This window comes from Agromyces aerolatus (genome assembly GCF_031432255.1).
Lineage (GTDB): Bacteria > Actinomycetota > Actinomycetes > Actinomycetales > Microbacteriaceae > Agromyces.
On record NZ_JAVKGQ010000012.1, the window covers coordinates 37034 to 63493 of the forward strand.

Annotated in this window: 25 protein-coding genes; 2 read left to right on the forward strand and 23 right to left on the reverse strand. The window is 71.2% G+C overall.

Features of this window, described 5'->3' with window-relative positions; translation table 11 throughout:
• Positions 1–49: 49 nt before the first annotated feature.
• The 4 genes from hisH to RH864_RS14315 form a co-directional block, all read right to left on the reverse strand.
• Positions 50–688 (reverse strand): imidazole glycerol phosphate synthase subunit HisH, encoded by a 639-nt coding sequence (gene hisH, locus RH864_RS14300; RefSeq protein WP_310518235.1) that lies wholly within the window; start codon positions 686–688, stop codon positions 50–52.
• Entirely contained in the window at positions 685–1299 is a 615-nt protein-coding gene (gene hisB, locus RH864_RS14305) for an imidazoleglycerol-phosphate dehydratase HisB (protein WP_310518236.1), read from the reverse strand. Before hisB ends, hisH begins: the two co-directional genes overlap by 4 nt.
• Before the next feature lie 9 nt (positions 1300–1308).
• Entirely contained in the window at positions 1309–2397 is a 1089-nt protein-coding gene (locus RH864_RS14310) for a histidinol-phosphate transaminase (RefSeq protein ID WP_310518237.1), read from the reverse strand.
• Positions 2398–2459: 62 nt separating this feature from the next.
• The gene (locus tag RH864_RS14315) at positions 2460–2801 is read right to left on the reverse strand and encodes a LysM peptidoglycan-binding domain-containing protein (RefSeq protein ID WP_310518238.1); all 342 of its coding nucleotides are present in this window, start codon (positions 2799–2801) and stop codon (positions 2460–2462) included.
• Positions 2802–3141: 340 nt separating this feature from the next.
• Here RH864_RS14315 and lexA point away from each other — a divergent pair, with 340 nt between their 5' ends.
• Complete coding sequence (gene lexA, locus RH864_RS14320) at positions 3142–3819, forward strand: transcriptional repressor LexA (protein WP_310518310.1); 678 nt, start codon at positions 3142–3144, stop codon at positions 3817–3819.
• A 14-nt stretch (positions 3820–3833) separates the two neighbouring features.
• On the opposite strand, the gene RH864_RS14325 is transcribed toward lexA, so the two are convergent.
• From RH864_RS14325 to hflX, 4 genes are all read right to left on the reverse strand, one after another.
• Positions 3834–4586 (reverse strand): alpha/beta fold hydrolase, encoded by a 753-nt coding sequence (locus RH864_RS14325; protein WP_310518239.1) that lies wholly within the window; start codon positions 4584–4586, stop codon positions 3834–3836.
• 123 nt (positions 4587–4709) lie between these two features.
• Positions 4710–7043, reverse strand: a complete 2334-nt coding sequence (gene metE, locus RH864_RS14330; protein WP_310518240.1) for a 5-methyltetrahydropteroyltriglutamate--homocysteine S-methyltransferase — start codon at positions 7041–7043, stop codon at positions 4710–4712.
• The gene (locus tag RH864_RS14335; protein ID WP_310518241.1) at positions 7040–8002 is read right to left on the reverse strand and encodes a methylenetetrahydrofolate reductase; all 963 of its coding nucleotides are present in this window, start codon (positions 8000–8002) and stop codon (positions 7040–7042) included. The genes metE and RH864_RS14335 overlap by 4 nt, the downstream gene beginning before the upstream one ends.
• A 253-nt stretch (positions 8003–8255) precedes the next feature.
• Positions 8256–9800 carry a GTPase HflX gene (gene hflX, locus RH864_RS14340; protein WP_310518242.1) on the reverse strand — a complete coding sequence of 515 codons (1545 nt, stop codon included), beginning with the start codon at positions 9798–9800 and terminating at the stop codon, positions 8256–8258.
• A gap of 44 nt (positions 9801–9844) precedes the next feature.
• Here hflX and RH864_RS14345 point away from each other — a divergent pair, with 44 nt between their 5' ends.
• The gene (locus RH864_RS14345) at positions 9845–10453 is read left to right on the forward strand and encodes a class I SAM-dependent methyltransferase (RefSeq protein WP_310518243.1); all 609 of its coding nucleotides are present in this window, start codon (positions 9845–9847) and stop codon (positions 10451–10453) included.
• A 30-nt stretch (positions 10454–10483) separates the two neighbouring features.
• Here the strand turns inward: RH864_RS14345 and dapF are convergent, their stop codons facing one another.
• From dapF to RH864_RS14420, 15 genes are all read right to left on the reverse strand, one after another.
• Positions 10484–11365, reverse strand: coding sequence for a diaminopimelate epimerase (dapF, locus tag RH864_RS14350; protein WP_310518244.1), 882 nt, complete (start codon positions 11363–11365; stop codon positions 10484–10486).
• A gap of 168 nt (positions 11366–11533) precedes the next feature.
• A complete protein-coding gene (gene miaA, locus RH864_RS14355) occupies positions 11534–12454 on the reverse strand; it encodes a tRNA (adenosine(37)-N6)-dimethylallyltransferase MiaA (protein WP_310518245.1) in 921 nt (306 codons plus the stop codon).
• Between the two features lies 1 nt (position 12455).
• The gene (miaB, locus tag RH864_RS14360) at positions 12456–13964 is read right to left on the reverse strand and encodes a tRNA (N6-isopentenyl adenosine(37)-C2)-methylthiotransferase MiaB (RefSeq protein ID WP_396129986.1); all 1509 of its coding nucleotides are present in this window, start codon (positions 13962–13964) and stop codon (positions 12456–12458) included.
• 195 nt (positions 13965–14159) lie between these two features.
• Positions 14160–14933 (reverse strand): regulatory protein RecX, encoded by a 774-nt coding sequence (locus RH864_RS14365; RefSeq protein WP_310518247.1) that lies wholly within the window; start codon positions 14931–14933, stop codon positions 14160–14162.
• 38 nt (positions 14934–14971) lie between these two features.
• Positions 14972–16036, reverse strand: coding sequence for a recombinase RecA (gene recA, locus RH864_RS14370; RefSeq protein ID WP_310518248.1), 1065 nt, complete (start codon positions 16034–16036; stop codon positions 14972–14974).
• A gap of 285 nt (positions 16037–16321) precedes the next feature.
• Positions 16322–16552 carry a DUF3046 domain-containing protein gene (locus RH864_RS14375; RefSeq protein ID WP_310518249.1) on the reverse strand — a complete coding sequence of 77 codons (231 nt, stop codon included), beginning with the start codon at positions 16550–16552 and terminating at the stop codon, positions 16322–16324.
• Positions 16553–16664: 112 nt separating this feature from the next.
• Complete coding sequence (locus RH864_RS14380) at positions 16665–16973, reverse strand: helix-turn-helix domain-containing protein (protein ID WP_310518250.1); 309 nt, start codon at positions 16971–16973, stop codon at positions 16665–16667.
• Positions 16974–17106: 133 nt separating this feature from the next.
• Complete coding sequence (locus RH864_RS14385; protein WP_310518251.1) at positions 17107–17616, reverse strand: CinA family protein; 510 nt, start codon at positions 17614–17616, stop codon at positions 17107–17109.
• Positions 17613–18212, reverse strand: coding sequence for a CDP-diacylglycerol--glycerol-3-phosphate 3-phosphatidyltransferase (gene pgsA, locus RH864_RS14390; RefSeq protein ID WP_310518252.1), 600 nt, complete (start codon positions 18210–18212; stop codon positions 17613–17615). The genes RH864_RS14385 and pgsA overlap by 4 nt, the downstream gene beginning before the upstream one ends.
• 38 nt (positions 18213–18250) lie before the next feature.
• Positions 18251–21118, reverse strand: coding sequence for an FtsK/SpoIIIE family DNA translocase (locus RH864_RS14395; RefSeq protein WP_310518253.1), 2868 nt, complete (start codon positions 21116–21118; stop codon positions 18251–18253).
• A gap of 66 nt (positions 21119–21184) precedes the next feature.
• A complete protein-coding gene (locus RH864_RS14400; protein WP_310518254.1) occupies positions 21185–22861 on the reverse strand; it encodes a ribonuclease J in 1677 nt (558 codons plus the stop codon).
• Positions 22862–22930: 69 nt separating this feature from the next.
• Positions 22931–23905, reverse strand: coding sequence for a 4-hydroxy-tetrahydrodipicolinate synthase (gene dapA / locus RH864_RS14405; RefSeq protein ID WP_310518255.1), 975 nt, complete (start codon positions 23903–23905; stop codon positions 22931–22933).
• Between the two features lie 140 nt (positions 23906–24045).
• Entirely contained in the window at positions 24046–24888 is an 843-nt protein-coding gene (locus RH864_RS14410) for a type IV toxin-antitoxin system AbiEi family antitoxin domain-containing protein (protein ID WP_310518256.1), read from the reverse strand.
• Between the two features lie 198 nt (positions 24889–25086).
• A complete protein-coding gene (locus tag RH864_RS14415; RefSeq protein WP_310518257.1) occupies positions 25087–25596 on the reverse strand; it encodes a dihydrofolate reductase in 510 nt (169 codons plus the stop codon).
• Positions 25593–26402, reverse strand: a complete 810-nt coding sequence (locus RH864_RS14420; protein WP_310518258.1) for a thymidylate synthase — start codon at positions 26400–26402, stop codon at positions 25593–25595. Before RH864_RS14420 ends, RH864_RS14415 begins: the two co-directional genes overlap by 4 nt.
• Positions 26403–26460: the final 58 nt, after the last annotated feature.

The following is a 26460-nucleotide window of genomic DNA, read 5'->3' on the forward strand; positions in this document are numbered from 1 at the left end:
GTCACAGCATCCTAGCGACGTGCGAGGGTCACCGTTCGCGCATGACGGCTCAGCGCAGGGTGCCGAGCCAATTGCCGAGCAGCCTGATGCCGGCCTCGGACGATTTCTCGGGGTGGAACTGGGTTGCCGACAGCGGTCCGTTCTCGACCGCGGCGAGGAACCGACCGCCGTGCTCGGCCCAGGTCAGCTTCGGGCTCGGGAACGGAGGACTGGTCTCGAGCGTCCAGCCCTGTGCCGCAAACGAGTGCACGAAGTAGAACCGCTCGCCGTCGAGCCCGTCGAACAGCACGCTGCCCTCGTCGGGTTCGACGGTGTTCCAGCCCATGTGCGGCAGCACCTCGGCCGGCAGCTCGGTCACGGCACCCGGCCACTCACCGAGCCCCTCGGTGTCGACGCCGCGTTCGACGCCGCGTTCGAAGAGCACCTGCATGCCCACGCAGATGCCGAGCACGGGGCGGCCACCGGCGAGCCGGCGGTCGATGAGCTCGTCGCCGCGCACCGCGCGGAGCTGCCGCATGACCGCGTCGAACGCGCCGACCCCCGGCACGAGGAGGCCGTCGGCCTCCATGACCGCACGCCGGTCGGCCGTGAGCTCGACCTCGGCCCCCGCACGCTCGAGGGCCTTGGCCGCCGAGTGCACGTTGCCCGACCCGTAGTCGAGGACGACGACGCGCGGGCTCCGGCTCACAGCGCGCCCTTGGTCGACGGAATCCCGACCACGAGCGGGTCGAGCGCCTTCGCCTGGCGGAACGCGCGCGCGAACGCCTTGAACTCGGCCTCGGCGATGTGGTGCGGGTCGCGGCCGCCGAGCACGGTGACGTGCACCGTGAGCGCCGCGTTGAACGTGATGGCCTCGAACACGTGACGCACCATGGAGCCCGTGAAGTGGCCGCCGATCAGGTGGTACTCGAACCCGGCCGGCTCACCCGTGTGCACGAGGTACGGACGACCCGAGATGTCGACGACGGCCTGCGCGAGCGCCTCGTCGAGCGGCACCAGGGCGTCGCCGTATCGCGAGATGCCGGACTTGTCGCCGAGCGCCTGCCTGATCGCGGTGCCGAGCACGATGCCCACGTCTTCGACCGTGTGGTGCACGTCGATCTCGACATCCCCGGAGGCGCGCACCGTGAGGTCGCTCAGCGAGTGCTTCGCGAACGCGGTGAGCAGGTGGTCGTAGAACGGCACACCGGTCTCGATGTCGCTCGTTCCGGTCCCGTCGAGGTCGATCGACAGGTCGATGCTCGACTCGCTCGTCTCGCGCTGCACGCGCGCGCTACGGCCGGCGTTCGGGGAGGTCATACCACCAGTCTATTGGGCAGGCCCGGGCGCGAACGGCGCGATCGCCTCGAGGAACGCGGTCGTCTCGGTCTCGGTGCCGGCCGTCACGCGGAGGCTGCCCGGCAGGCCGATCTCACGAATCAGGATGCCTCGTGCGAGCAATGCCTCGAACACCGCGTGCGGGTCGTCGACCCCGTCGAAGAGCACGAAGTTCGCGCCGCTGCGGTACGGGTGGAAGCCGAGGCGTGCGAGCTCGCCCGAGATGCGCTCGCGCTGCACCCGGATCTCGTCGACCATCGCGAGCATCTGGTCGGCGTGCGCGAGCGCACCGAGCGCGGCCGCCTGGGTCAGCGCCGACAGGTGATACGGCAGCCGCACGAGCCGGAGCGCATCGATGGCCGCCGGATCGGCGGCGAGGTATCCGACGCGGGCGCCCGCGAACGCGAACGCCTTGCTCATGGTGCGCGAGACCACGAGCCGCGGCCGCCCCTCGAGGAGCGTCAGCGCGCTCGGCGTGCCGGGATCGGCGAACTCGAAGTAGGCCTCGTCGACCACCACGATGCCGCGGGCCGCGTCGGCGACGGCTTCGATCGTCGCCAGGGACAGCGGCGTGCCGGTGGGGTTGTTCGGAGCGCAGAGCAGCACCAGGTCGGGGTCGTGCTCGCGGACCGCGGCGACCGCGGTCTCGGGGCTCAGCTCGTACTCGGCGTCGCGCTCCCCGGTGACCCACCGTGTGCCGGTGCCGGACGCGAGCAGCCCGTACATCGAGTACGTCGGCGCGAACCCGAGCACGGTGCGGCCCGGCCCGCCGTAGGCCTGGAGGAGGTGCTGGAGCACCTCGTTCGAGCCGTTCGCGGCCCAGATCTGCTCAGGGCGAAGCCCGTGACCGAGGTACGCGGCGAACGCGGTGCGCAGCTCGGTGAACTCCCGGTCGGGATAGCGGTTCAGCCCGAGGATCGCCGCGGCGACACGCGCGACGATGTCGTGCGCGACCGCCTCGGGAATCGGATGCGTGTTCTCGTTGACGTTCAGCGCAACGAGCACGGCCTTCTGCGGTGCGCCGTACGGCGATCTTCCGCGGAGGTCGTCTCGGATGGGGAGGTCGTCGAGGCTCGTCACCAGGCCATGGTAGTCGTCAGCCGGGAGGGCCCCGGTCGCACCCGGCCGGTCGCACCGGCCGGCTACTCGTGCGCCGGCAGGGCGAGCTTCTGGCCGGGCTGCACGACCGCGTCGCCGAGGCCGTTGAGCCGGACGATGTCGGCGATGACCTCGCGCGGGTCTTCTTCGGGCGCGATCGACTCGGCGAGCTCCCAGAGCGTGTCGCCGTGCCCGACGGTCACGACCTCGAGCGGAGCCACCGGCGTGTCGCCGCCGTCTGCCGCGGCGACGCCCGCGCCCAGCACCGAGACCGAGGCGAACACGGCGATCGGCAGTGCGGCGAGCGTCGTCAGCACCGCACGCCCGCGGCGGGTCAGCCGCAGGCGCGTTCGAGGGGCTGCGCCGAACGTGGTGGTCTCGCTCATGGTTCCTCCTGACGGTTCTCGCCGTGCTGTCGATGTGGTCGAGCCGCACCCGCCGCTCGGCCGGGAGCGGCCGGTGCGAAGCTCTGTTCCGAATGTATCTTCGAATGAACGACCGCGCAAGGTCTCTCTCCATTTCTTCTGCACGGGCGCTTCGGCACAGATCGGCGGGATGGCGCAGATCGTGATGCGACACGCTCGAACATATGTTTGATGCGGTCGCCCCGGGCAGATACAGTTTCGAATGTTCGATCTGCTTCGAACACTGATCTGAGTCGAACACAGACCACCGACATCCGGCCGCGCGGCGGTCGCAACGAGGGGCGAGACCGTGAGCACCGACATCGACCGCACACCGGAGTCCGGCTCGCGACGGCGACGCTCCAAGGGCTTGACGGCGAAGCAGACCGCGATCCTCGAGGTCATCCAGCGATCGGTCGCCGAACGCGGCTATCCGCCGAGCATGCGCGAGATCGGGGACGGCGTCGGCCTGTCCTCGCTGTCGAGCGTCACGCATCAGCTGAACCAGCTCGAGCTCGCCGGGTACCTGCGTCGCGACCCGAACCGGCCGCGCGCCCTCGAGGTGCTCATCGAGCTGCCCGGTTCAGAGGCGCGCGTCTCCGCGAGCGAGCCCATCCCGATCAACGACGCCGCGATGGTCCCGCTCGTGGGGCGCATCGCGGCGGGCGTGCCGATCACGGCCGACCAGCAGATCGACGAGGTGTTCCCGCTTCCGCGCCAGCTCGTCGGCAAGGGCGAGCTCTTCATGCTCAAGGTCGTGGGCGACTCGATGATCGACGCCGCGATCTGCGACGGCGACTGGGTCGTCATCCGGGCTCAGCGTTCGGCCGAGAACGGCGAGATCGTCGCGGCGATGCTCGACGGCGAGGCGACCGTGAAGGTGTTCCGCCAGCGCGACGGCCACACGTGGCTGCTCCCCCGCAACACCGCGTTCGAGCCCATCCTCGGCGATGCGGCCGAGGTGCTCGGCAAGGTCGTGGCGGTGCTGCGCGCCGTCTGACGCCCGCGGCGGCCCTACCGGGTGTGCGCGGCGCCGTGCGCCGGCGCCGGCACGGCACGCAGCCAGTCGAGCACCGCGTGCATGAACCCGGCGTGGTCGTCGCGGAACACGGTGTGGCCCGTGCCCTCGAGCGTCTGCACCGTCATGCCCTGACCGCGGAGCCGTGCGGCCACCTGCTCAGTGATGAGCAGGCTCTTCTCGGCGAGCACGACGAGGCTCGGCGCAACGAGCGATACGGGCGGCACGAGCGGCCGGGTGTCGCTGAACCCGAGGATGGTGCGCTTGTCCCAGTCGCGAAGCGTCGCGAGCTCGATCTCGACGTCGTCGGCGTGCCACTTCGGGTTCATCTTCACGAGCGCTGACCGGCGCGGGCGCGGCGCGATCGCGAAGAACAGCTTGAACGCCAGGCCGCGCAGCCCCGTGGGGAACGAGAACGCGGGGTCGATGTAGATCGCGGCCCGCGGTGCCATGCGGTCGGCGACGAGGCTCGCGACGAGCCCGCCCAGCGAGTGGCCCATGACCACGTCGGGCGGCCCGTCGAGCAGCGGGGTGAGCGTCTCGACCACGTCGTCGGCCCACGCCGCCGGCGAGTACCGTGCGGCCCTCGGGCTCCGCCCGTGGCCGGCGAGGTCGACCGCGATCACTCGGAACCCGTGCTGCTCGAGCTCGGCGGTGACCCGGTGCCACGCGCGCGAGTCCGACATGATGCCGTGGATGAGAATCGCGGTGCGCGGCCCGGCTCCGGTCTCGGTGACGGCCAATCGCATACCCACGAGGGTAGGTCGCGCACCTGGGCGGTCACCCCGAGCGGACCGCACGTCGCGTGTGAACCGCGGCCGGGACATCCGTGACGGATCGGATGCCCCGGCCGCGCGCCGCGCGCGCGACGATCAGCCGGGTACCGCGATGCCCGCGCGCACCGCCTTCGTCGCGGCGATGATGTGCTCGAGCGACTCGACCGTCTCGGCATACCCGCGGGTCTTGAGCCCGCAGTCCGGATTGACCCACAGCCGGGTCGCGGGGATCTCGGCGACCGCGCGCTCGAGCATCGACCGCACCTCGTCGGTGCTCGGCACGCGCGGTGAGTGGATGTCGTACACCCCCGGCCCGATGCCGTGGTCGAACCCGCTCTCGGCCAGGTCGTCGACGACCTCCATGCGGCTGCGGGCGGCCTCGATCGAGGTCACGTCGGCGTCGAGGTTCCTGATCGCGTCGATGATGACGCCGAACTCCGAGTAACACAGGTGCGTGTGCACCTGGGTGGCCGCCGCCGCGCCGCCGGTCGCGAGCCGGAACGCGCCGACGGACCAGTCGAGGTACGCGGGCTGATCCGCGCGCTTGAGCGGCAACAGCTCGCGGAGCGCGGGCTCGTCGACCTGGATGACCCGGATGCCCGCGGCCTCGAGGTCGCCGATCTCGTCGCGGAGCGCCAGCGCGACCTGACGGGCGGTGTCGGCGAGCGACTGGTCGTCGCGCACGAACGACCACGCGAGGACGGTCACTGGCCCCGTCAGCATGCCCTTCACGGGCTTGTCGGTGAGCGACTGCGCGTACGTCGACCACGCCACGGTCATGGGAGCGGGCCGGGAGACGTCGCCCCAGAGGATCGAGGGCCGGGTGCAGCGCGACCCGTAGGACTGCACCCAGCCGTGCTCGGTCACGGCGAAGCCGTCGAGCAGCTCGGCGAAGTACTGCACCATGTCATTGCGCTCGGGCTCGCCGTGGACGAGGACGTCGAGTCCCAGCTCCTCCTGCAGACGGATGACCCGTTCGATCTCCGCACGCATCTCGGCGCGGTACGCCGCCTCGTCGAGCTCGCCCTTCGTGAGCCGTGCCCGCGCCCGCCGGATCTCGGCGGTCTGCGGGAACGAGCCGATCGTCGTGGTCGGCAGCTCGGGGAGCTCGAGGGCACCCTGCGCGACGACCCGATCGGCGTAGTCGGTGCGCGCGAAGTCGGCCGCGCCGAGCGCCGCGAGCCGGGCACGGACCGCGGGCACCCGCACGCCGGGCGCCTGCGCACGGTCGTCGAGCGCGGCGCGCGCGGCGTCGAGCTCGGCGGAGACGACCTCGCGTCCTTCCGTGAGGCCGCGCGCGAGCACCGCCACCTGCTCGACCTTCTGGTCCGCGAACGCGAGCCAGCTCGCGAGGCGCGGATCGAGCTTCGTCTCGTCGGCGACGTCGTGCGGGACGTGGAACAGCGACGTCGACGTCGACACCGCGACGCTGCCGGACCAGCCCGCGAGCGCCTCGGCGCGTGCGAGCGCGGCGTCGAGGTCGCCGCGCCAGATGTTGTGCCCGTCGACGACCCCCGCGACGAGCGTCTTGCCCGCCAGCGCCTCCTCGGTCGCGGGATCGAGACGCTCGGGCACCGTTCCGCGGACGAGGTCGAGCCCGATCGCCTCGACGGGCGTCGCCGCGAGTGCGGGCAGCGCGTCGTCGAGCCCGCCGTAGGGCGCGGCGACGAAGATCGCGGGGCGAGCCGTCGCAGCGCCCAGTGCGTCATACGCCTGGCCGATCGCGTCGAGCACCCGGTCGCGAGGCACGTCGAGGCTCTCGCTCACGAGCGCGGGCTCGTCGAGCTGCACCCATTCGGCGCCCGCGTCGGCCAGTGCCGCGAGCAGTTCGGCGTACACCGGGACGAGGTCGCCGAGCCGGTCGATCGGATGGAACGATGCGGGCGCGCCCTCCGCCGGCTTCGCGAGCGCGAGCAGCGTCACCGGGCCCACGAGCACGGGACGCGTGAGGAACCCGTCGGCCACGGCCTCACGGAACCCCGCGAGCACGCGCTCGGGGCGCGCGCGGAACGCCGTCTCCGGCCCGATCTCCGGCACGAGATAGTGGTAGTTCGAGTCGAACCACTTCGTCATCTCGAGCGGCGCGTCGGCGCCCTCGCCCCTCGCGATCGTGAACGACCCGGCCAGGTCCACGCCGTCCTCGCCGATCAGGTGCTCGAACCGAGCGGGCACCGCGTCGACCGCGAGGGCGGCGTCGAGGACCTGGTCGTAGTACGAGAACGACTCGGGGATCGCCGACCCGTCACGCCGCAGCCCGAGCTCGGCGAGTCGCTCGCGCGTGGACCGGCGGAGCTCGGACGCTCGCTCCTCGAGCGCGGCCGCGTCGAGGCCGCCGGCCCAGAACGCCTCGACGGCGCGCTTCAACTCGCGTCGTCGGCCGATGCGCGGGTACCCGAGGATCGTCCCAGCAGGGAAGGTGCGGTGGCTCATGGGTTGGTCACGTTCCTCTCTTCGGCGGCGCGCGCCGACGGCATGAGACCGAGCCGGTCCAGCACGCCGAGCACGGCCTCGTGTCGGTTGAAGGTGTACAGATGCAGTCCTGGGGCGCCTCCCAGCACGTCGGCCGCGAGGCGCGCGGCGTAGGCGACCCCGATCTCGGCCTGCGTGTCGGCGTCCGGCTCGATCTCGAGGTCGATCGCGAGCTGCGCGGGCGGCTCGACGCCGGTGAGGTCGGTCAGCCGCTTCAGCCGGGCGGGGGTCGTGACCGGCATGATCCCGGGCAGGATCGGGATCGTCACACCCCCGGCCCGCGCGCGTTCGACGAAGCTCAGATAGTCGTCGGCGTGCCAGAACAGCTGGGTGATGGCGAGGTTCGCCCCCGCGATCTCTTTCGCGAGCAGCGTGTCGACGTCCTGGTGCGGCCCGCGCGATCGCGGATGCCCCGTCGGGAACGCCGCGACCGCGACCCGCTCGGGTCGCGGCCGCTCGCGGATCTCGGTCACGCCAGGCAGGCCGGGGATGCCGGCCTGCGTGAACGGCTCGCGCTCCTCCTGGACGCGATGGATGAGCTGCACGAGCTCGGCCGCACTGCCGAGGTCGCCGAGGCCGTCATCGTCCTCGGCCCCGATCGGCGGGTCGCCGCGCAGCGCGAGGAAGCTGGTCACTCCGGCGTCGAGGAAGTCGCGCACCAGCCGGTTGGCCTCGGCGTGCGACGAGCCGACGCACGTGAGATGCGCCATGGGCTCGACATCGGTCTGCTCGAGCATGTACCGCAGCACGGTGAGCGAGCGCTCGCGCGAGGACCCGCCGGCGCCGAACGTCACCGAGATGAACGCCGGATGCGCCTCGGCCAGGCGATCGATCGTCCGACCCAGCGCGAGCGCCGCGGCATCGCTGCGCGGCGGGAACAACTCGAACGAGATGGACGTGCCGCCGCCGTGCGCTGCCATGTCGCTCCTCCCCCGCGTGCCGCGCGGAGCCGGAGACCGCGCGGCACGCCGCGCTCCCCCGGCCGTGCTCGGTCCGGTGGATCTCGCGGGCGGGTGCCGGGCTCGGCGGTCGCTCCTCGTGGCGGGCATCGGGCCGGCCACCGTAGATCACGAGCGACGATACGCCGAGTTGGCGCTCAGCGGGAGGGGGTGTTGCGCCGAATGACGCGTCGCATCGGCCGACCCGAGCCGGCATGCGCCGCCGGGGCGCGGATCAGGCCAGCGCGTCGGCCGCCGCGAACTCGGCGAGCTGAGCCGCCTGCTCGGGTGAGGCCAGTGCCCGGATCCGGGTGCCGCCCTCGGCATAGTCGACCGACAGCACGCGACCGGTCTCGTGCAGCGCCGAGACCACGTCGCCGCGGTCGTACGGCACGAGCAGATCGACCTCGACCGACGGGTCGGGCAGCAGCCGCGCGATCGCCTCCAGGATGTCGCGCACGCCCTCGCCCGTCCGCGCCGAGGCGAACACGGCGTTCGGCTCGAGACCGCGCAGCACGAGGCGCTCCTCGGGCGTCACCAGGTCGGCCTTGTTGAAGACCACGAGCTCGGGGAGGTCGCGTGCGCCGACCTCGCCGATGACGTCGCGGACCGTCGCGATCTGACCGGCCGGGTCGGGGTGTGCGGCGTCGACGACGTGCACGATCAGGTCGGCGTCGCCGACCTCTTCGAGCGTCGACCGGAACGCTTCGACGAGCTGGTGCGGCAGGTTGCGGACGAACCCGACCGTGTCGGCGATCGTGTACACGCGCCCGTCGGGCGTCGTGTTGCGCCGGACCGTCGCATCGAGCGTCGCGAACAGCGCGTTCTCGACGAGCACGCCCGCACCCGTGATGCGGTTGAGGAGGCTCGACTTGCCCGCGTTGGTGTACCCCGCGATCGCGACCGAGGGCACCGCGTTGCGTCGCCGGTTGGCGCGCTTGGCCTCGCGGGCGGGCTTCATGCCCGCGATCTGCCGGCGGAGCTTCGCCATGCGCGAGTGGATGCGGCGCCGGTCGAGCTCGATCTTCGTCTCACCCGGACCGCGCGAGCCCATGCCGGCGCCCGCGCCGCCGACCTGACCACCGGCCTGGCGCGACATGGACTCACCCCAGCCGCGCAGGCGCGGGAGCAGATACTCGAGCTGGGCGAGCTCGACCTGCGCCTTGCCCTCGCGGCTCTTCGCGTGCTGACTGAAGATGTCGAGGATGACCGCGGTGCGGTCGATGACCTTGACCTTCACCGCGTCCTCGAGCGCACGCCGCTGGCTGGGCGCGAGCTCGGTGTCGGCCACCACGGTGTCGGCACCGAGCGCGGCGACGATGTGCCGCAGCTCCTCGACCTTGCCGCGACCGAGGTAGGTCGAGGGGTCGGGGTGCGGGCGTCGCTGCAGCACGCCGTCGAGCACGCGCGCGCCGGCCGTCTCGGCGAGCGCCGCGAGCTCACGGAGCGAGTTCTCGGCGTCGTCGAGCGACCCCTGCGAGTACACGCCGATCAGCACGACGTTCTCGAGTCGCAGCTGCCGGTACTCGACCTCGGTGACGTCCTCGAGCTCGGTCGAGAGTCCGCTCACCCGGCGGAGTGCGGCGCGCTCCTCGCGGTCGAACTGCTCGCCGTCGGTGTTCGCCTCGGACGAGGCATCCGCCCACGACGTGGCATCCGTCTCGCCGCGCTGGATCGCGGCGGCCTCGCTCGCACCGAACCGCGCCACGCCGGCGCGTTGCTCGGCACTGCGCAGGACGCGCTCGACGGCGTCGTCGGAGCTTCGTTCAGCGTCGTTCATATGTCTCCACCCTACTTCCGATTCCGGTGCGATAGGTTCCCCCTATGCCCCAGGAGCACTACTTCTCGTCGAGCCCGGCGGCGCCGGGGGCGCTTCGCGAGATCGGTGTCCGGCTCCACGGTCGCGACGTGCGCGTCGTCACCGCCCCGGCCGTGTTCAGCCCGGACCATGTCGACTCGGGCACGCAAGCCCTCCTCGACGCGGTCCCCGAGCCACCCGCGGGCGGGCACCTGCTCGACCTCGGCGCGGGCTGGGGCCCCATGGCGCTCACCATGGCGATGGCCGCACCGGATGCCACGGTGTGGGCCCTCGACGTCAACGAGCGCGCGCTCGACCTGGTGCGGCGCAACGCCGAGCGCCTCGGCCTCGGCAATGTCAACGCCGTGCTCGCCGCAGATGTTCCAGCCGACGTGACGTTCGCGGCGATCTGGTCCAACCCGCCGATCCGCGTCGGCAAGGCGGTCCTGCACGCGCTCATGCACGACTGGCTTCCACGGCTCGACCACGGGTCGTCCGCGTGGCTCGTCGTGCAGAAGCACCTCGGGGCCGACTCGTTCCAGCGCTGGCTCGGCTCGGAGTTCGAGCAGGGCTACGAGGTCAGCCGCGCAGCGTCGTCGAAGGGCTTCCGGCTGCTCGAGGTCGCTCGCGACTGAGTCCGCACGTCACCCGCGGCGGAGCCCACGTCAGGCGAGGCTGAGCACGCCGTCGAACACGAGCTCGGCCGGACCCGAGAGGACGACGCGCTCGCCCTCGGCAGAGGCGAACATCCGCACGCCGAGGGTGCCGCCCGGCACCTGCACGCGCCAGTCGTCGGGCGCACCGGCACCAGCCCAGTGCCGCACGGCGAGGGCGGCCGCGACCGCACCGGTGCCGCACGACAGCGTCTCCCCGGATCCGCGCTCGTGCACGCGCATGCGGATGCGCCCGACGCCGTCGTCGACCAGCGGATCGGCCGGCACCACGAACTCGACGTTCGCGCCCGCCGGAAGCTCGGGGTCGAGAATCGGAACGTAGCCGAGGTCGAGGCCGTCGAGCTCGTCGTCGTCGGCCAGCGCGACGACGACGTGCGGGTTGCCGACGTCGATGCCGAGCCCGGGGCGCGCGACCGAGAGGCTCTTGGCGCGGACGAGCGGATCGTCGCCCGACAGCCGCCAGACGCCGAGATCGGCCTGGAACCCGTCGGCCGACCGGCTCACCCGGCGCACGCCGGCGCGGGTCCCGATCGCGATCTCGCCACCGGGCGGAAGATCGATGAGCCCCTGGTCGAGCAGATACGACACGAACACCCGGATGCCGTTCCCGCACATCTCCGACACCGAGCCGTCGGCGTTCCAGTAGTCCATGAACCACACGGCGTCCGGGGCTTCCGCGATCGCGGCCGCGCCGGCCTCGAGGTTGCGTGAGCGCACGGCACGGATGAGCCCGTCGGCGCCGACCCCGAACCGCCGGTCGCAGACGGCGGCGATCTGCGCCGGAGTGAGCTCGGAGTCCCCCTCGGGGTCGGCGAACAGCACGAAGTCGTTCCCCGTGCCCTGCCCCTTGGTGAACCGCAGATCGAATGGCATGCGGATCAGTCTAGGGCGCCGGATGGCGCCGGCCTTCCCTCCCCCCGAGTGATGCCGAACCGGCCCGAGCGAGCCGGCATCTCGGCCGCACTCGGCCCGGTTCGGCATCACTCGGCGAGGTGTGTGTGTGTGGGTAGGGGTGGGTGGGTGGGTGGGTGGGTGGCGAGGTCAGGCCAGGGCGGTGAGTCGTCTCACCTCACCGGCGCGAGCCGACGGATCGGCCACGTCGAGCACGGTCTGACCCGGGTACCGCTTGAACCAGCTCACCTGTCGCCGCGCGTACGTGCGTGTCAGCTGTTGCGTCTCGGCGATCGCCTCGGCCCGGGACATGCCGCCCCGGAGCTGCGCGAGCGCCTGCGCGTACCCGATCGCCTTCCGCGCTGTGACGCCCCGTTCGAGCCCGGCCGGCACGAGGCGCTCGACCTCGTCGACCAGCCCCGCGGACCACATGTCCTCGACCCGCCGGTCGAGGCGCTCGACGAGCTCCGCGCGTTCGCTGCGGAGGTGCACGACCCGGTGCGGGCGCCACGGCACGGGCTCGTCGGGCAGGCGCGCCGCCTTCGGCTCGCCGGTCAGCTCGATGACCTCGAGCGCGCGCACGAGACGCCGCCCGTTCGCCGGGTCGACGCTCGCAGCGGTCTCGGGATCGATGCTCCTGAGTCGCGCGTGCAGGGCGCCGGTCCCGAGCGTGGCCAGCTCGTCCTCGAGCCGGGACCGGACGCCCGCTTCGGTGCCCGGGAACCGGAAGTCGTGGATCACGCTGGACACGTACAGGCCAGAGCCGCCCACGAGCAGCGCCACGGCCCCGGACGACTCGATGCGTGCGATCTCGGCGCGTGCCGTCGCCTGGTAGGCCGCGGCCGAGGCCTCTTCGGTGACGTCGAGCACGTCCAGGAGATGGTGCGGCACGCCGCGTCGCTCGTCGAGCCCGAGCTTCGCCGTGCCGATGTCCATGCCACGGTACAGCTGCATGGCGTCGGCGTTCACGACCTCGGCGCGGCGCCCCTGCGTCGCGAGCGCCTCGGCGAGGTCGAGCGCGAAGGCGGACTTGCCAGTGCCGGTCGCGCCGACGATCGCGATCAGGGTCACGTCAGCGTTGCGCGTCGGTCGGATCGTAGATCGGCATGGTGCCGACGCCGGGCGCGACCAGCGGCTCGCGGACGCGCAGCGACGGAAGCCCGAGCGAGACCCGCCCCGCCGCCGAGGCGTCGGCCGCCCCTGGCGCCGCGGGGACACCGCAGCTGTCGGCCTGCTGCCGGTCCCAGGCGTCGCCGGCCCGTGTGCGACGGATGGCCAGGGGTGCACCCGTGGCGGAGTCGGCGATGAGGTGGAACGGCGCAGCCTGCGTCACGGTCACGGTCACGACGTCGCCCGGGCGAGGCAGCTCGGATCCTGCCGGGACCTCGAAGTGCACGAGCCGGCTGTCCTCGGCGCGACCCGACAGCCGGTGCGTCGCGGCGTCCTTCTTGCCCTCGCCGGTCGAGACGAGCACCTCGACCTGGCGGCCGATCACGCGCTGGTTCTCCTCCCAGGAGATGCGCTCCTGGAGCGCCGTGAGCCGCTCGTACCGCTCCTGCACGACCGCCTTCGGGATCTGATCGTCCATGGTCGCCGCGGGCGTGCCTGGCCGGATCGAGTACTGGAAGGTGAAGGCGGACGCGAACCTGGCGGCCTCGACGACGCGCAGCGTGTCCTCGAAGTCCTCCTCGGTCTCCCCGGGGAACCCGACGATGATGTCGGTCGAGATCGCGGCGTTCGGGATCTTCGCGCGCACGCGGTCGAGGATGCCGAGGAACCGCTCGGACCGGTAGGAGCGTCGCATGGCCTTCAGCACCCGGTCGGAACCCGACTGCAGCGGCATGTGCAGCTGCGGCATGACGCTCGGGGTCTCGGCCATGGCGTCGATGACGTCGTCGGTGAACGCCGCGGGGTGCGGGCTCGTGAACCGGATGCGTTCGAGCCCGTCGATCTGCCCGGCCGCACGCAGGAGCTTGCCGAACGCCTGGCGGTCGCCGAACTCGACGCCGTAGGAGTTCACGTTCTGCCCGAGCAGGGTGACCTCGATCGCCCCGTCGTCGACGAGCGCCTGGACCTCGGCGAGGATGTCCCCGGGCCGGCGGTCCTTCTCTTTCCCGCGCAGCGCGGGCACGATGCAGAAGGTGCAGGTGTTGTTGCAGCCGACCGAGATCGAGACCCAGCCGCTGTAGCTCGAGTCGCGCTTCGTCGGCAGCGTCGACGGGAAGACCTCGAGGGCGTCGAGGATCTCGAGCTGGGCCTCCTCGTTGTGCCTGGCTCGTTCGAGCAGGCTCGGCAGCGCGCCCATGTTGTGCGTGCCGAACACGACGTCGACCCACGGCGCCTTCTCGAGGATGACGTTCTTGTCCTTCTGCGCGAGGCAGCCCCCGACCGCGATCTGCATGCCGGCATGGCGCTTCTTCACGCTCGCGAGATGGCCGAGATTGCCGTACAGCTTGTTGTCGGCGTTCTCGCGCACCGCGCACGTGTTGATCACGACGACGTCGGGCTCGGCGCCGTTCGCGGGGACGTACCCCGCGGCCTCGAGCGAACCCGAAAGGCGTTCCGAGTCGTGCACGTTCATCTGACAGCCGAAGGTCCGCACCTCGTAGGTGCGCCGCGCCGCGCCGGCGGTCTCGCCGACGGCGACGTCGACTGCGCGCGCGGGGTCAGCGACAGCGACGGTGGCCTCGACATCCGAGGCCTCGTGGAGGGTGCTCATGATCGCACCAGTCTACGAGCGTTCACCTGGGCCGGCGATCAGCGGTGGAGAGCGCCGTCAGGCCTGGCCCGTGGAGAGTGCGGCGGCCACCGCTTCGCGCACGACGGCGGACTCGTAACCCCGGCGTTGCAGGAACGCGGTGAGGCGCCGCTCGGCCACGCTGCGGTCGAGCCCGCGGAGCTGGCGGGCGCGCCGCTCGGCGACGGTGAGCGCGTTGCGGCGTTCGAGGTCGGGGTCGAGCTCGTCGAGCGCCGCGCGGATCGCGTCGGCGCCGACGCCGCGCCGCGTGAGCTCGGCGAGGATCGCCCCGCTGCCGCGGCCGCGCCGTTCGGCGCCCGTGCGGACGAGCTGCTCGGCGAGGCGGACATCGTCGAGGTAGCCGAGCCGCTCGTAGCGCGCGATCCACTCGTCGGTCTCGGCCTCGTCGAGCCCGTGCTCGGTGAGCACGGCGCGCACCTCGGCGACCGAGAGCGATGAGCGACGCAGCCGGCCGACGACGAGCGCGTCGATCCGTGCGTCCCGCTCGACTCCGGGCTCGCCGGCTTCGGGCATGCCGCCACGCGCACCGAGCCTCACCACCGGCTGAGCCGGGCCGCGCGTGGGCTGACGCGGACCCGGTCGTGCCGCGGCACGCCGTTCGAGACGTTCGCACTCGTCGTCCTCGGGGGCATCGTTCCAGTCGCCGGCGTCGTCGTCCTCGCGACCGACGTCGCGGGCTCCGGCGCGGCGGACGTCGCGCGCGTCGGCGCTGCGGTCGACCCCCGGAACGGCCCACGGCAGGTACGAGACCGGGGCGAGGTGCTCAGCCTCGTCGCGAGATGCGTCGCGCATCGTTCCCCTCCCCGGTCTCGTTCATGCCGTGCGCGGGCTCAGGCGCCCCGGCGCTTCGCGTCGAGCGACTCGACGTTCGCGGGCTGCTCGCTCGCGGCGCCGGCACCGGCGCCGATGCCGAGCTTCACGAGGATCTTGCGCTCGATGTCGGCCGCGATGTCGGGGTTCTGCAGCAGGAAGTTGCGCGCGTTCTCTTTGCCCTGCCCGAGCTGGTCGCCGTCGTAGGTGTACCAGGCGCCCGACTTCTTGACGATGCCCTGATCGACGCCGTAGTCGATGAGCGACCCCTCGCGCGAGATGCCGACCCCGTAGAGGATGTCGAACTCGGCCTGCTTGAAGGGCGGCGCCATCTTGTTCTTGACGATCTTCACGCGCGTGCGGTTGCCGACCGCCTCGGTGCCGTCTTTCAGCGTCTCGATGCGGCGGATGTCGAGACGGACCGACGCATAGAACTTCAGCGCCTTGCCGCCCGCGGTGGTCTCGGGGCTGCCGAAGAACACGCCGATCTTCTCGCGCAGCTGGTTGATGAAGATCATCGTGGTGTTCGTCTGGTTCAGGCCGCCCGTGAGCTTGCGGAGCGCCTGCGACATGAGCCGCGCCTGGAGGCCGACGTGCGAGTCGCCCATCTCGCCCTCGATCTCGGCACGCGGCACGAGGGCTGCGACCGAGTCGATCACGATGAGGTCGATCGAGCCGGAACGGACGAGCATGTCGGCGATCTCGAGCGCCTGCTCGCCCGTGTCGGGCTGCGACACCAGGAGCGAGTCGATGTCGACGCCGAGCTTCTTGGCGTACTCGGGGTCGAGCGCGTGCTCGGCGTCGACGAACGCGGCGATGCCGCCGTTGCGCTGGGCGTTCGCGATCGCGTGCAGCGTCAGCGTGGTCTTACCCGAGGACTCGGGACCGTAGATCTCGATGATGCGGCCTCGCGGGAGCCCGCCGACGCCGAGCGCGACGTCGAGCGCGATCGAGCCGGTGGGGATGACCTCGACCGGTGCACGTTCCTCACTGCCGAGGCGCATCACCGAACCCTTGCCGAACTGGCGGTCGATCTGTGCGAGCGCGGTCTCGAGTGCTTTCTCGCGGTCTACTGGTGATGGCATGTGCTGGCTCCTTCGAAGCTCGGTTCGGCTGCCTTCAGACTGTCGCGGTCACCGGATGGGGCTGACCTTCACCGGTGTCACGACAAGGCGGGTGCGGAAGTTCCGACGACTCCGACGATAGGGCCGGCCACCGACATCGCCCGATGGAGATCGCACGATGGGGAAGGTGTCGTTCGAGACCTCAGCTGTGCAGGAGCCTACTCCGCGATCCGAACAGATGTTCGAGTGACACACCGTGTGTCGCGGACGTGTGTCGCGGAGCGTGAAGCGGTCTGCGCTGTCGCCTCAGCGGCCCCGGCCCGGTTCGCGCTGCCCCACGCCGTGCCGGCGCTCGGCCGGGACATCCGTCGCCTCGCAGAGTGCGAGCCACACGTCGCGAGGCGCGAGGCCGGCGCTGAGCGCCTCGCGCGCGGTGCGGCCGCCGAGCGCCTCGAGGGTGAGGTCGTGCAGCAGCACCCGTCCGTAGCCGGCGCCGAACTCGTCGTCGACCGCGACGTTGAACTCACTGAGCTTCATGACGCCTTTCGCAATCGGAAGGACCGCGCACAGCAGCGACGTGTCACGCGGCGGGAGCAGACACGACACCGGCCGGTCCAAGGACCGGCCGGTGCGTGAAACGTTCGTCGAGTCAGCGGACCATCATGTCGGCGTCGAACTCCGCCACGAGGTCGTCGGGCAGGCTGTCGGGCACCGGGGTCACGCCCTCGAGCACCGCGATCCGGTCGCCGACCTCGTGCATGATCACCGAGATGGGCGTGTCGAGCGCGTCGGCCACCGAGGCGAGGATCTCGCTCGACGCCTCCTTCTGACCGCGCTCGACCTCGCTGAGGTAGCCGAGTGCGACGCTCGCCTTGCTCGCGACCTGTCGGAGCGTACGCCCCTTCTGAAGTCGGAAGTCCCTCAGCACGTCGCCGATCTCCTGTCGAACCAGAACCATCGGAACCTCCTTCAGTCAATCGAGCCGGGAAGCGGGAGGGTCAGTTTACCCCTCGCCGCCGTGCCACGACTCTAGCGTTTCACACTGGACCTTCCGTGTGAACCCGGTCTATGTAACAGGGAGTTCACGAACGCTATTCCGCGTCGGCCGCGATCATCGCGGCGAGTTCCGCGAGGGCCTCGTCGAGCGCGCGCGCGACCGTGTGCGTGCGGATGTCGGCGCGGCTTCCGTCGAGTTCGAGCGGCACCGAACGGATGCCTCGCGGCGAGGCGATTCCGAGATACACGGTGCCCGGCGGATGCCCGTCCTGCGGATCGGGTCCCGCCACGCCCGTCGTGGCGAGGCCCAGGTCGGCCGGCCGGCCGGCGACCGCGCACACCGACCGCACATGGTCGGCCATCTGCCGTGCGACGTCGGCGTCGACCGCACCCCGCCGCGCCAGGAGCCCCGAATCCACCCCGAGGATCGTCGCCTTGAGCTCGGTCGCGTACGCGACGATCCCGCCGGTGAGCACCGCCGACGCGCCGGGCACCGACACGATCCGTGCGGCGAGCAGCCCGCCCGTGAGCGACTCGGCGACCGCGAGCGTACGCGCGTGCCGGGTGAGCGTCGCGACGAGCCGTTCGGCCTCGCTCGCGGTCATGCGCGTCGTCGCTGCCGCGCGAGCACGATCGCGTCGCGGATGTACAGCGCGCCCGACCAGACGGTGAGCACGAGCGCCGCGGTCATGAGCGCGGTGTTCAGCCAGTCGACCCAGCCGCCGAGCAGCGCGGGCAGCGGCGCGAGCGCGAACGAGATCGCGACGGCCTGCACGACGGTCTTCAGCTTGCCGCCCGACGCGGCCGGGACGACGTTGCCCCGGCGGAGCTCGACGAGACGCCAGATCGTGATGCCCACCTCACGCACGATGATGAGCGCGGTCACCCACCACGGCAGCTCGCCGAGGATCGACAGGCACACCAGGGCGCCGCTCGTGAGCAGCTTGTCGGCGATCGGGTCGAGCAGCTTGCCGAGGTCGGTGATCAGGCCGCGACTGCGTGCGATGTGGCCGTCGATGCCGTCGGTCGCGATCGCGACCACGAACAGACCCGTCGCGAGCCAGCGCAGCACGGCGTTGTCGCCGTGTTCGGCGAGGATCAGCCAGAAGCAGACGGGGGCGAGCAGGATCCGGACGATCGTGATGGCGTTCGGAAGGTTCCAGTTCGCCGATCGCGCGCGGCTTCCGGCGGAGGAGGTCATGCCCCCAAGGATAGCCGCCGGGTCGGACGCTCCGCCGGTCAGTCGCGACCGGTCAGCCCCCAGGCGTCCTCGTCGGGTTCGGCCTCGACCTCGGGCAACCCCTCGGGAATCCGCCCGACCGGATCGTCGTAGCGGTCATCGCCGGCGGGCGCCGACGCGGCCGGCGCGCCGGCCTGCGCCGCCGGGGAGGCGGGGGCCGGCGACGCGGGGCCCGCCGGCTCTTCACCGCGCATCTTGGCGAGCACGCCAGGAAGCTGTTCGACGGTGACGAGCACGTCACGGGCCTTCGACCCCTCGGACGGCCCGACGACCTCACGCGACTCGAGGAGGTCCATGAGGCGCCCGGCCTTCGCGAAGCCGACCCGCAGCTTGCGCTGCAGCATCGACGTGGAGCCGAACTGCGTCGAGACCACGAGCTCGGCCGCGGCCAGCAGCAGCTCGAGATCGTCGCCGATGTCCGCGTCGATCTCCTTCTTCTCGACGACCGCCTGCACGTCGTTGCGGTACTCGGGGCGCGCCTGCCGCGTGACGTGCGTGACGACGCGCTCGATCTCGCCCTCGGCGACCCAGGCGCCCTGCACGCGGATGGGCTTGGACGCGCCCATCGGCAGGAACAGCGCGTCGCCCTGCCCGATCAGCTTGTCGGCACCCGGCTGGTCGAGGATGACGCGCGAGTCGGTCACACTCGTGACCGCGAAGGCCAGGCGGCTCGGCACGTTCGCCTTGATCAGACCCGTGACGACGTCGACCGACGGTCGCTGGGTGGCGAGCACGAGGTGGATGCCCGAGGCGCGGGCGAGCTGGGTGATGCGCACGATCGAGTCCTCGACGTCGCGCGGTGCGACCATCATGAGGTCGGCGAGCTCGTCGACCACGACGAGCAGGTACGGGTACGGCTTGAGCTTGCGCTCGCTGCCGGCCGGCAGCACGATCTCGTCGTTGACGACGGCCTTGTTGAAGTCGTCGATGTGGCGGAAGCCGAACGACGCGAGGTCGTCGTACCGCATGTCCATCTCTTTCACGACCCACTGCAGCGCCTCGGCCGCCTTCTTGGCGTTCGTGATGATGGGCGTGATCAGATGCGGAACGCCCGCGTACGGCGCGAGCTCGACCCGCTTCGGGTCGATGAGCACCATGCGCACCTCGGACGGCTTCGCGCGCATGAGCAGGCTCGTGATCATGGAGTTCACGAAGCTGGACTTGCCGGACCCGGTTGAGCCGGCGACCAGCAGGTGCGGCATCTTCGCCAGGTTCGCGACCACGTACCCGCCACCGACGTCCTTGCCCACCCCGATCGTCATCGGATGCTTCGCACCGACCGCGGCGCCCGAGCGCAGCACGTCGCCGAGCGTCACGATCTCGCGGTCGGCGTTGGGGATCTCGATGCCGATCGCGCTCTTGCCGGGGATCGGCGACAGGATGCGCACCTCGTTCGACGCGACCGCGTACGCGAGGTTCTTGGAGAGCGCCGTGACGCGCTCGACCTTGACGCCCGGCCCGAGCTCGATCTCGTACTGCGTGACCGTCGGGCCCCGGGAGAAGCCCGTGACCTTGGCGTCGACCTTGAACTGGTCGAGCACGGCCGTGATCTGGCGCACGACCTCGTCGTTCACGGCGGACCGCGCCTTCGCTGGCGCGCCGGCCGCGAGGGTGGACGCGGAGGGCAGGTGGTAGGGCCGATCCGGCTCGGGCTCGGCGTCGGCGGCCGGGAGCCCGTCGACCGGAGCGCCGGCGGACGACGGCTCGCCATCTTCGGCCAGCGGGTCGAGGCCCGGGATCACCCCCGTCGCACCGGCGTCGTCGCCGCGGAGCGCCGTCGCCCCGCTCGGCGCCTCGCCGGTGAACTGCTGCAGCGCGGACTCGGCGCGCTCGAGGTCGCTCAGCACCCCGGTGCCGTAGGCGTCGGGGCCACCGTCGCCCTCGAGCGCGGACTCGAAGCTGCCGTCGGCCGAGCCCGGGCCGAAGACCTCGGTGAGTCCGTCGGCGCCCGCGGACTCGAACGCCGGGTCCTCTTCGCGATTGGAGTCGTTGCGACGCCACCACGGGAGCATGCCGCCCGACGGCGCGTCTTCGTCGTCGTCGACCCCGTCCAGCTCGACCTGCTCGGTGCGCTCGGCACGGCCGCGCTTCTTCTTCGGCGCGGGCTCGGGCTCGGCGTCGGAGCCGTCGCCGTCTTCGGCGACCGCGCCGAAGAGCCAGTCGTACAGCTCGCGGAACCGGGCACCGATGCGGTTCGGCGGCGTCTTGGTCATGATGAGCAGCGCGAGCACGAGCAGCACGATGACGACCGCGGTCGCCCCGATCGGCGTGATCAGGAACGCGATCGGCTCCGCCAGCATCCAGCCGAGGATGCCGCCGGCACGCGCGAGCACGGGCATGCCGGCGCTCGGCGCGGGCTGCCCGCCGAAGATGTGGCAGAGCGCGGAGACGGAGATCAGCAGCAGCGCCAGCCCGATGCCGATGCGGGTGTTGTCGTGCACCGAGCTCGGATGGCGGAACAACCAGACCGCGAAGAGCAGCATGACGACCGGGAGCGCGAACGCGACCCGGCCGAACAGCGCGCCGAACGTCCACGCGTCGAGCGTCTGCGCGACGGGCTCGTTGATGAGGAACCACTCGATGACCGCACCGGCGACCGCGAGCAGCACGATGAAGAACGGCAGGCCGTCGCGCCGCTCCTCTTTCGCGAGCGTCTCGGGGCCGAGCGCGCGGGCACCACCGCCGACGACGTGCGCGAGCCCCATCCAGGCGCGGACGATCACGTTCGGGCGCTCGTCGACCGGCTCCGCCGCCTTCGACGCACGCGAGGCCGGGAGCTTCTTGGTGGGCGCCGTCGCTTGGCGCGATGAGCTCGCCCGGGTGCTCGTGCCCGAAGCACGCTTGTTCGACCGGGTGCCCGTTGCCATGGGATCAACGTTACGGCCGACGGCCGACGCCGCGCCGCAGCGCGGCGCGAGTGTCTCGGATCGCGCTCAGGCCTCGATGACGAGCGGGACGAGCATCGGGCGCCGCCGGAGCCGGCGATTCACCCAGGTGCCGAGGGTGCGGCGCACGATCTGCGAGAGCGCGTGCGCGTCGCGCACGCCGTTCTGCGCCGCCTCCGCGAGCGCGGCCTCGATCTTCGGCTTCACGTCGGCGAAGACCGACGTGTCCTCGGCGAAGCCTCGCGCGTGGATCTCGGGACCACTGATCACGTGCCCGGTCGTCGCGTCGACGACCACGATCACGGAGATGAAGCCCTCCTCGGCGAGGATCCGGCGGTCCTTGAGGTCGGCGTCCGTGATCTCGCCGACCGTCGAGCCGTCGACGTACACGAAGCCGAGGTCGAGCTGCCCCACGACCCGCACGTCGCCGTCGCGGAGGTCGAACACCGTGCCGTTCTCACCGATGAACGTGCGCTCCTCGGCGATGCCGGTGTCGCGTGCGAGCTTGGCGTTCGCGACAAGATGCCGGTACTCGCCGTGGATGGGCAGCACGTTCTTCGGCTTCAGGATGTTGTAGCAGTAGAGCAGCTCGCCCGCGGCCGCGTGACCCGAGACGTGCACCTTGGCGTTGCCCTTGTGCACGACGTTCGCGCCGAGCTTCGTGAGCCCGTCGATGACCCGGTAGACGGCGTTCTCGTTGCCGGGGATCAGGCTCGACGCGAGGATGACCGTGTCGCCCTCGTCGATCTCGATCTGGTGGTCGCGGTTCGCCATCCGGCTGAGCACGGCCATGGGCTCCCCCTGGGAGCCCGTCGACATGTAGACGATCCGGTCGTCGGGAACGTCGCCGGCCTTCTTGAAGTCGATGAGCACGCCCTCGGGCACCTTCAGGTAGCCGAGGTCCTCGGCGATCGTCATGTTGCGCACCATGCTGCGGCCGAGCAGCGCGACCCGGCGCCCGTTCGCGACCGCGGCGTCGAGCACCTGCTGGACGCGGTGCACGTGGCTCGAGAAGCTCGCGACGACGACCTTCTTCGTCGCACGCGACATGACCTGGTCGAGCACGGGCCCGATGTCGCGTTCGAGCGGCGTGAAGCCCGGGACATCCGCGTTCGTGGAGTCGACCATGAACAGGTCGACGCCCTCTTCGCCGAGCCGCGCGAACTCGCGCAGGTCGGTGAGCCGGCCGTCGAGCGGCAGCTGGTCCATCTTGAAGTCGCCCGTCGCGAGCACGGTGCCCGCGCGGGTCTTGATCGCGACCGCGAGCGCGTCGGGGATCGAGTGGTTGACCGCGATGAACTCGAGGTCGAACGGGCCGAGCGTCTCACGCTGCCCCTCGGCCACGGTGAGCGTGTACGGCTTGATGCGGTGTTCCTTGAGCTTCGCCTCGACGAGCGCGAGCGTGAGCGTGGAGCCGATCAGCGGGATGTCGGCGCGCACCTTGAGGAGGTACGGCACCGCGCCGATGTGGTCCTCGTGGCCGTGCGTGAGCACGACGCCGACCACGTCGTCGAGACGCTCCCTGAGGAACCCGAAGTCGGGCAGGATCAGGTCGACGCCCGGCTGGTGCTCCTCGGGGAAGAGCACGCCGCAGTCGACGATCAGGATCTTGCCGTCGAGCTCGTAGGCCGTCATGTTGCGGCCGACCTCGCCGAGTCCGCCGATGGGCGTGATGCGCAGGGTGCCGGGCTGGAGCGGGGCAGGATCGAAGACGGTGTCGGGCATGGGCCCTCCTTTGATTCGGTATGCAGTTGCTGCGGCGCCTCATGCGACCGCGGATGTCTCGGGCCCGCGTCAGCGGGTCGTGCCGGCGACCTTGGGCAGCGCGCCGCCTGCGGCGGCGTTGCGGTCGGGGCGGAAGTTGTGGAAGTCGACGCCGGCCACGCCCTCGACGTGGTCGATCTCGTCCTCGATGAGCGCGGCCTCCCACTCCTCGGGACCGACGAGCGGCAGGCGCACGCGCGGGCTGCCGATGCGGCCGAGGCCGTGCAGGATGTACTTCGCCGCGACCGTTCCCGGCACGTGCGTCATGACCGCGCGCACGAGCGGCTCGAGCTGCTGGTGCGCTGCGGTCGCCGTGGCGAGGTCGCCGCGGTTCACCGCGTCGACGATCGTGCGGTACGGCGCGGGCGCGATGTTCGCGGTGACGCCGATGAGGCCCGACGCGCCGATCGAGAGGTGCGGCAGCACGTTCGCGTCGTCGCCCGAGAAGTACATGAGGTCGGTCTGGTTGAGCACCCGGCTGACCTCCGAGAAGTCGCCCTTGGCGTCTTTCACGGCGAGGATGTTCGGGTGCTTCGCGAGGCGCAGGAGCGTCTCGTACCTGATCGGCACGCCCGTGCGGCCGGGGATGTCGTACAGGATGACCGGCAGGTCCGTCGCGTCGGCGACGAGCCGGAAATGCGTGAGGATGCCCGCCTGCGTCGGCTTGTTGTAGTACGGCGTGACGATCATGATGCCGTCGGCGCCCGCCTGCTCGGAGTGCTGGTAGAGCTCGATCGCGTGCGCGGTCTCATTCGACCCGCCGCCCGTGATGATCTTGGCGCGCCCGGCGGCCACGTCTTTGCCGACCTCGACGAGACGGATCTTCTCGGGGTCGGTGAGCGTGCTCGTCTCGCCGGTGGTGCCGGTCACGACGATGCCGTCGGCGCCCGCGGTGATGACGTCGTCGATGTGCTTCTCGACCCCGGGCCAATCGACCTCGCCGTCCGCCGTCATCGGCGTGACGAGCGCGACGAGCACCTGTCCGAAGGGATTCTCTGAAGTCACGCCCTCAACAGTATCGGTTCGGCACGCCCCGGAAAATTCACCGACGCCTGCTCCGAAATGTCGGGCCGGTGTGCCGACACGCCGAACTCCGGCAATCCGTCGCGGCGTGTCGCGGCGCGCGTCCGACATTTCGGAGCGGCTCACCTCGACATGTGGAGTCCGGCGTCGACCTTCGCAAGAATCGCTGCGAGCACCGACGGCCAGTCGTGCACGACCATCGCGTAGTCGAAACGGAGCGTGTCGAACCCGAGCGCCGCCGCCGCTGCGTCACGAACGAGGTCTTTGTGGCGCATCGAAGGACCGTCATGGTTCCCCCTTCCATCCACTTCGAGGATCAGACGGTCGCCGAGCACGAAATCGACTCGGCCCACGCCAGGGATCTCGACCTGAGCCGCCAACGAGATGCCGTGGCCGAGGAGTCGAAGCCGCATCAGGGATTCGAGGCCGCTGTCCGCATCGCATCGGGCGAGGTCGACGAGCTGGGTTCCCGCCCCGGGCAAGGCCGTGCGAATTGCGGCCAAGCCCGTCCGTGACACGCGTCCCTGTCGCAGCGCCGACTCGAGCGAGACGAAGAACGCTTCCGGGCCGCGACAGCGGTAGATCTGGATGAGTGCGCGCCGCACCGTCGTGCGAGCGCCGAGCGTTGCACGCGCCACGCGATGCGTTCGGCACCTGCAGCCCGGGTGGGGATGAGTCCGATCGCGTGTGCCCACAGCGATATGCAGACGATCGTCGTCGAGCACCCAGAGGCCGACGGCCCGTGCCGCGGACACACATGCAAGCATCCCGCCATGACACGCCGCGAGCCGAGCCTCTTCGCCCACACCGGGCAGCGCGTACACGCCCTGACGCAACCGCAGGACCGTCCCCTCGCGAACCGCGTGCCGCAGAGCATGCTGCCCGATCCCGGCGGACGCGAGCTCGGCCGTGCGCGCGATGCGCGCTCGCCCGAACGCCGCCTCCAGTCTCAGTCGGCCGTACACCCGACGATCCTGCAAGACGGTGGCCGAGCCGAACGGGCCGGCGGCCCGAGTTGTGCCGAACGCGCGACCCGCCCACCCTGTGGAGGACGCAGGCTCAGTCCGAAATGTCGGATCCGTCTGACGACACGCCGGTCCGAGGCATCCGATCAGGGCGTGTCGCCCCGCCGGCCCGACATTTCGGAGGAGAGGCGCACGCGGTCAGCGGGCGAGGCGCTCGAAGCGATAGCGGATGCCACTCCGGGAGGTGTGCCACGAGGCCGCCGGGTCGGCGTCGACGACGTGCCACGTCTCGTCCAGGGGTGGGGCGAAGGCGTCGCCGTCGACCTCGAGGTCGAGCACGGTGCGTTCGATGCGGTCGGCGAGCGGCAGCGCGAGCCGGAACAGCTCTCCCCCGCCGATGACCCACACCCGGTCGGCGGCGGCGGAAGCCAGCGCCTCGTCGAGCGAGCCGGCGCGTCGCGCCCCCTCTGCCGCCCATCCGGGTTGCCGCGTCACGACGAGGTTCGGCCGGCCGGGCAGCGGCCGGAAGCGCTCGGGCAGCGAGTCCCAGGTCTTGCGGCCCATGATCACGGGCGCGCCGATCGTGACCGCCTTGAAGTGCGCGAGGTCCTCGGGCACGTGCCACGGCATGCCGCCGCCCGCGCCGATCACGCCGCCCCGCGCCTCGGCCCAGACGAGCCCGATCGGCGGGTGCGACCCCTCCGTCATACCGCGACCGCGGCGCGGATCGCCGGGTGGTGCTCGTAGCCGACGACCTCGAAGTCCTCGTAGTCGTAGTCGAAGATCGAGTCGGGCTTCCGCCGCAGGCGGAGCGTCGGCGGTGCGAACGGCTCACGCGTGAGCTGCTCGGCGACCTGCTCACGGTGGTTGTCGTAGATGTGGCAGTCGCCGCCCGTCCAGACGAAGTCGCCCGGTTCGAGCCCGGTCTGCTGCGCGATCATGAGCGTGAGCAGCGCGTACGAGGCGATGTTGAACGGCACGCCGAGGAACAGGTCGGCGCTGCGCTGGTACAGCTGGCACGAGAGCTTGCCGTCGGCGACGTAGAACTGGAACAGCGCGTGGCACGGCGCGAGCGCCATGTCGGGGATGTCGGCGGGGTTCCAGGCCGACACGATCAGCCGGCGCGAGTCGGGGGTGCGCCGGATGTCGTCGATCACCTGCGAGATCTGGTCGACGGGCTCGCCGCCCGGGGTCGGCCACGACCGCCACTGCACGCCGTAGACGGGACCGAGCTCGCCCGAGGCATCCGCCCATTCGTCCCAGATCGTGACGCCGTGCTCGCGCAACCAGCCCACGTTCGACTCGCCGCGCAGGAACCACAGCAGCTCGTACGCGATCGACTTGAAGTGCACGCGCTTGGTCGTGACCAGGGGGAAGCCCTGCGACAGGTCGAACCGCAACTGGCGACCGAACACGCTCGTCGTGCCGGTGCCCGTGCGATCGCTCTTGTGCACACCGTTCGCGAGCGTGTCACGCAGCAGGTCTTCGTACGGGGTCGGGATCACAGGCTCCACGACCACGATCGTATCGGTGCAAGCCCCCTTCGCGGACGCCCCGCGCGGCTAGGCTTGA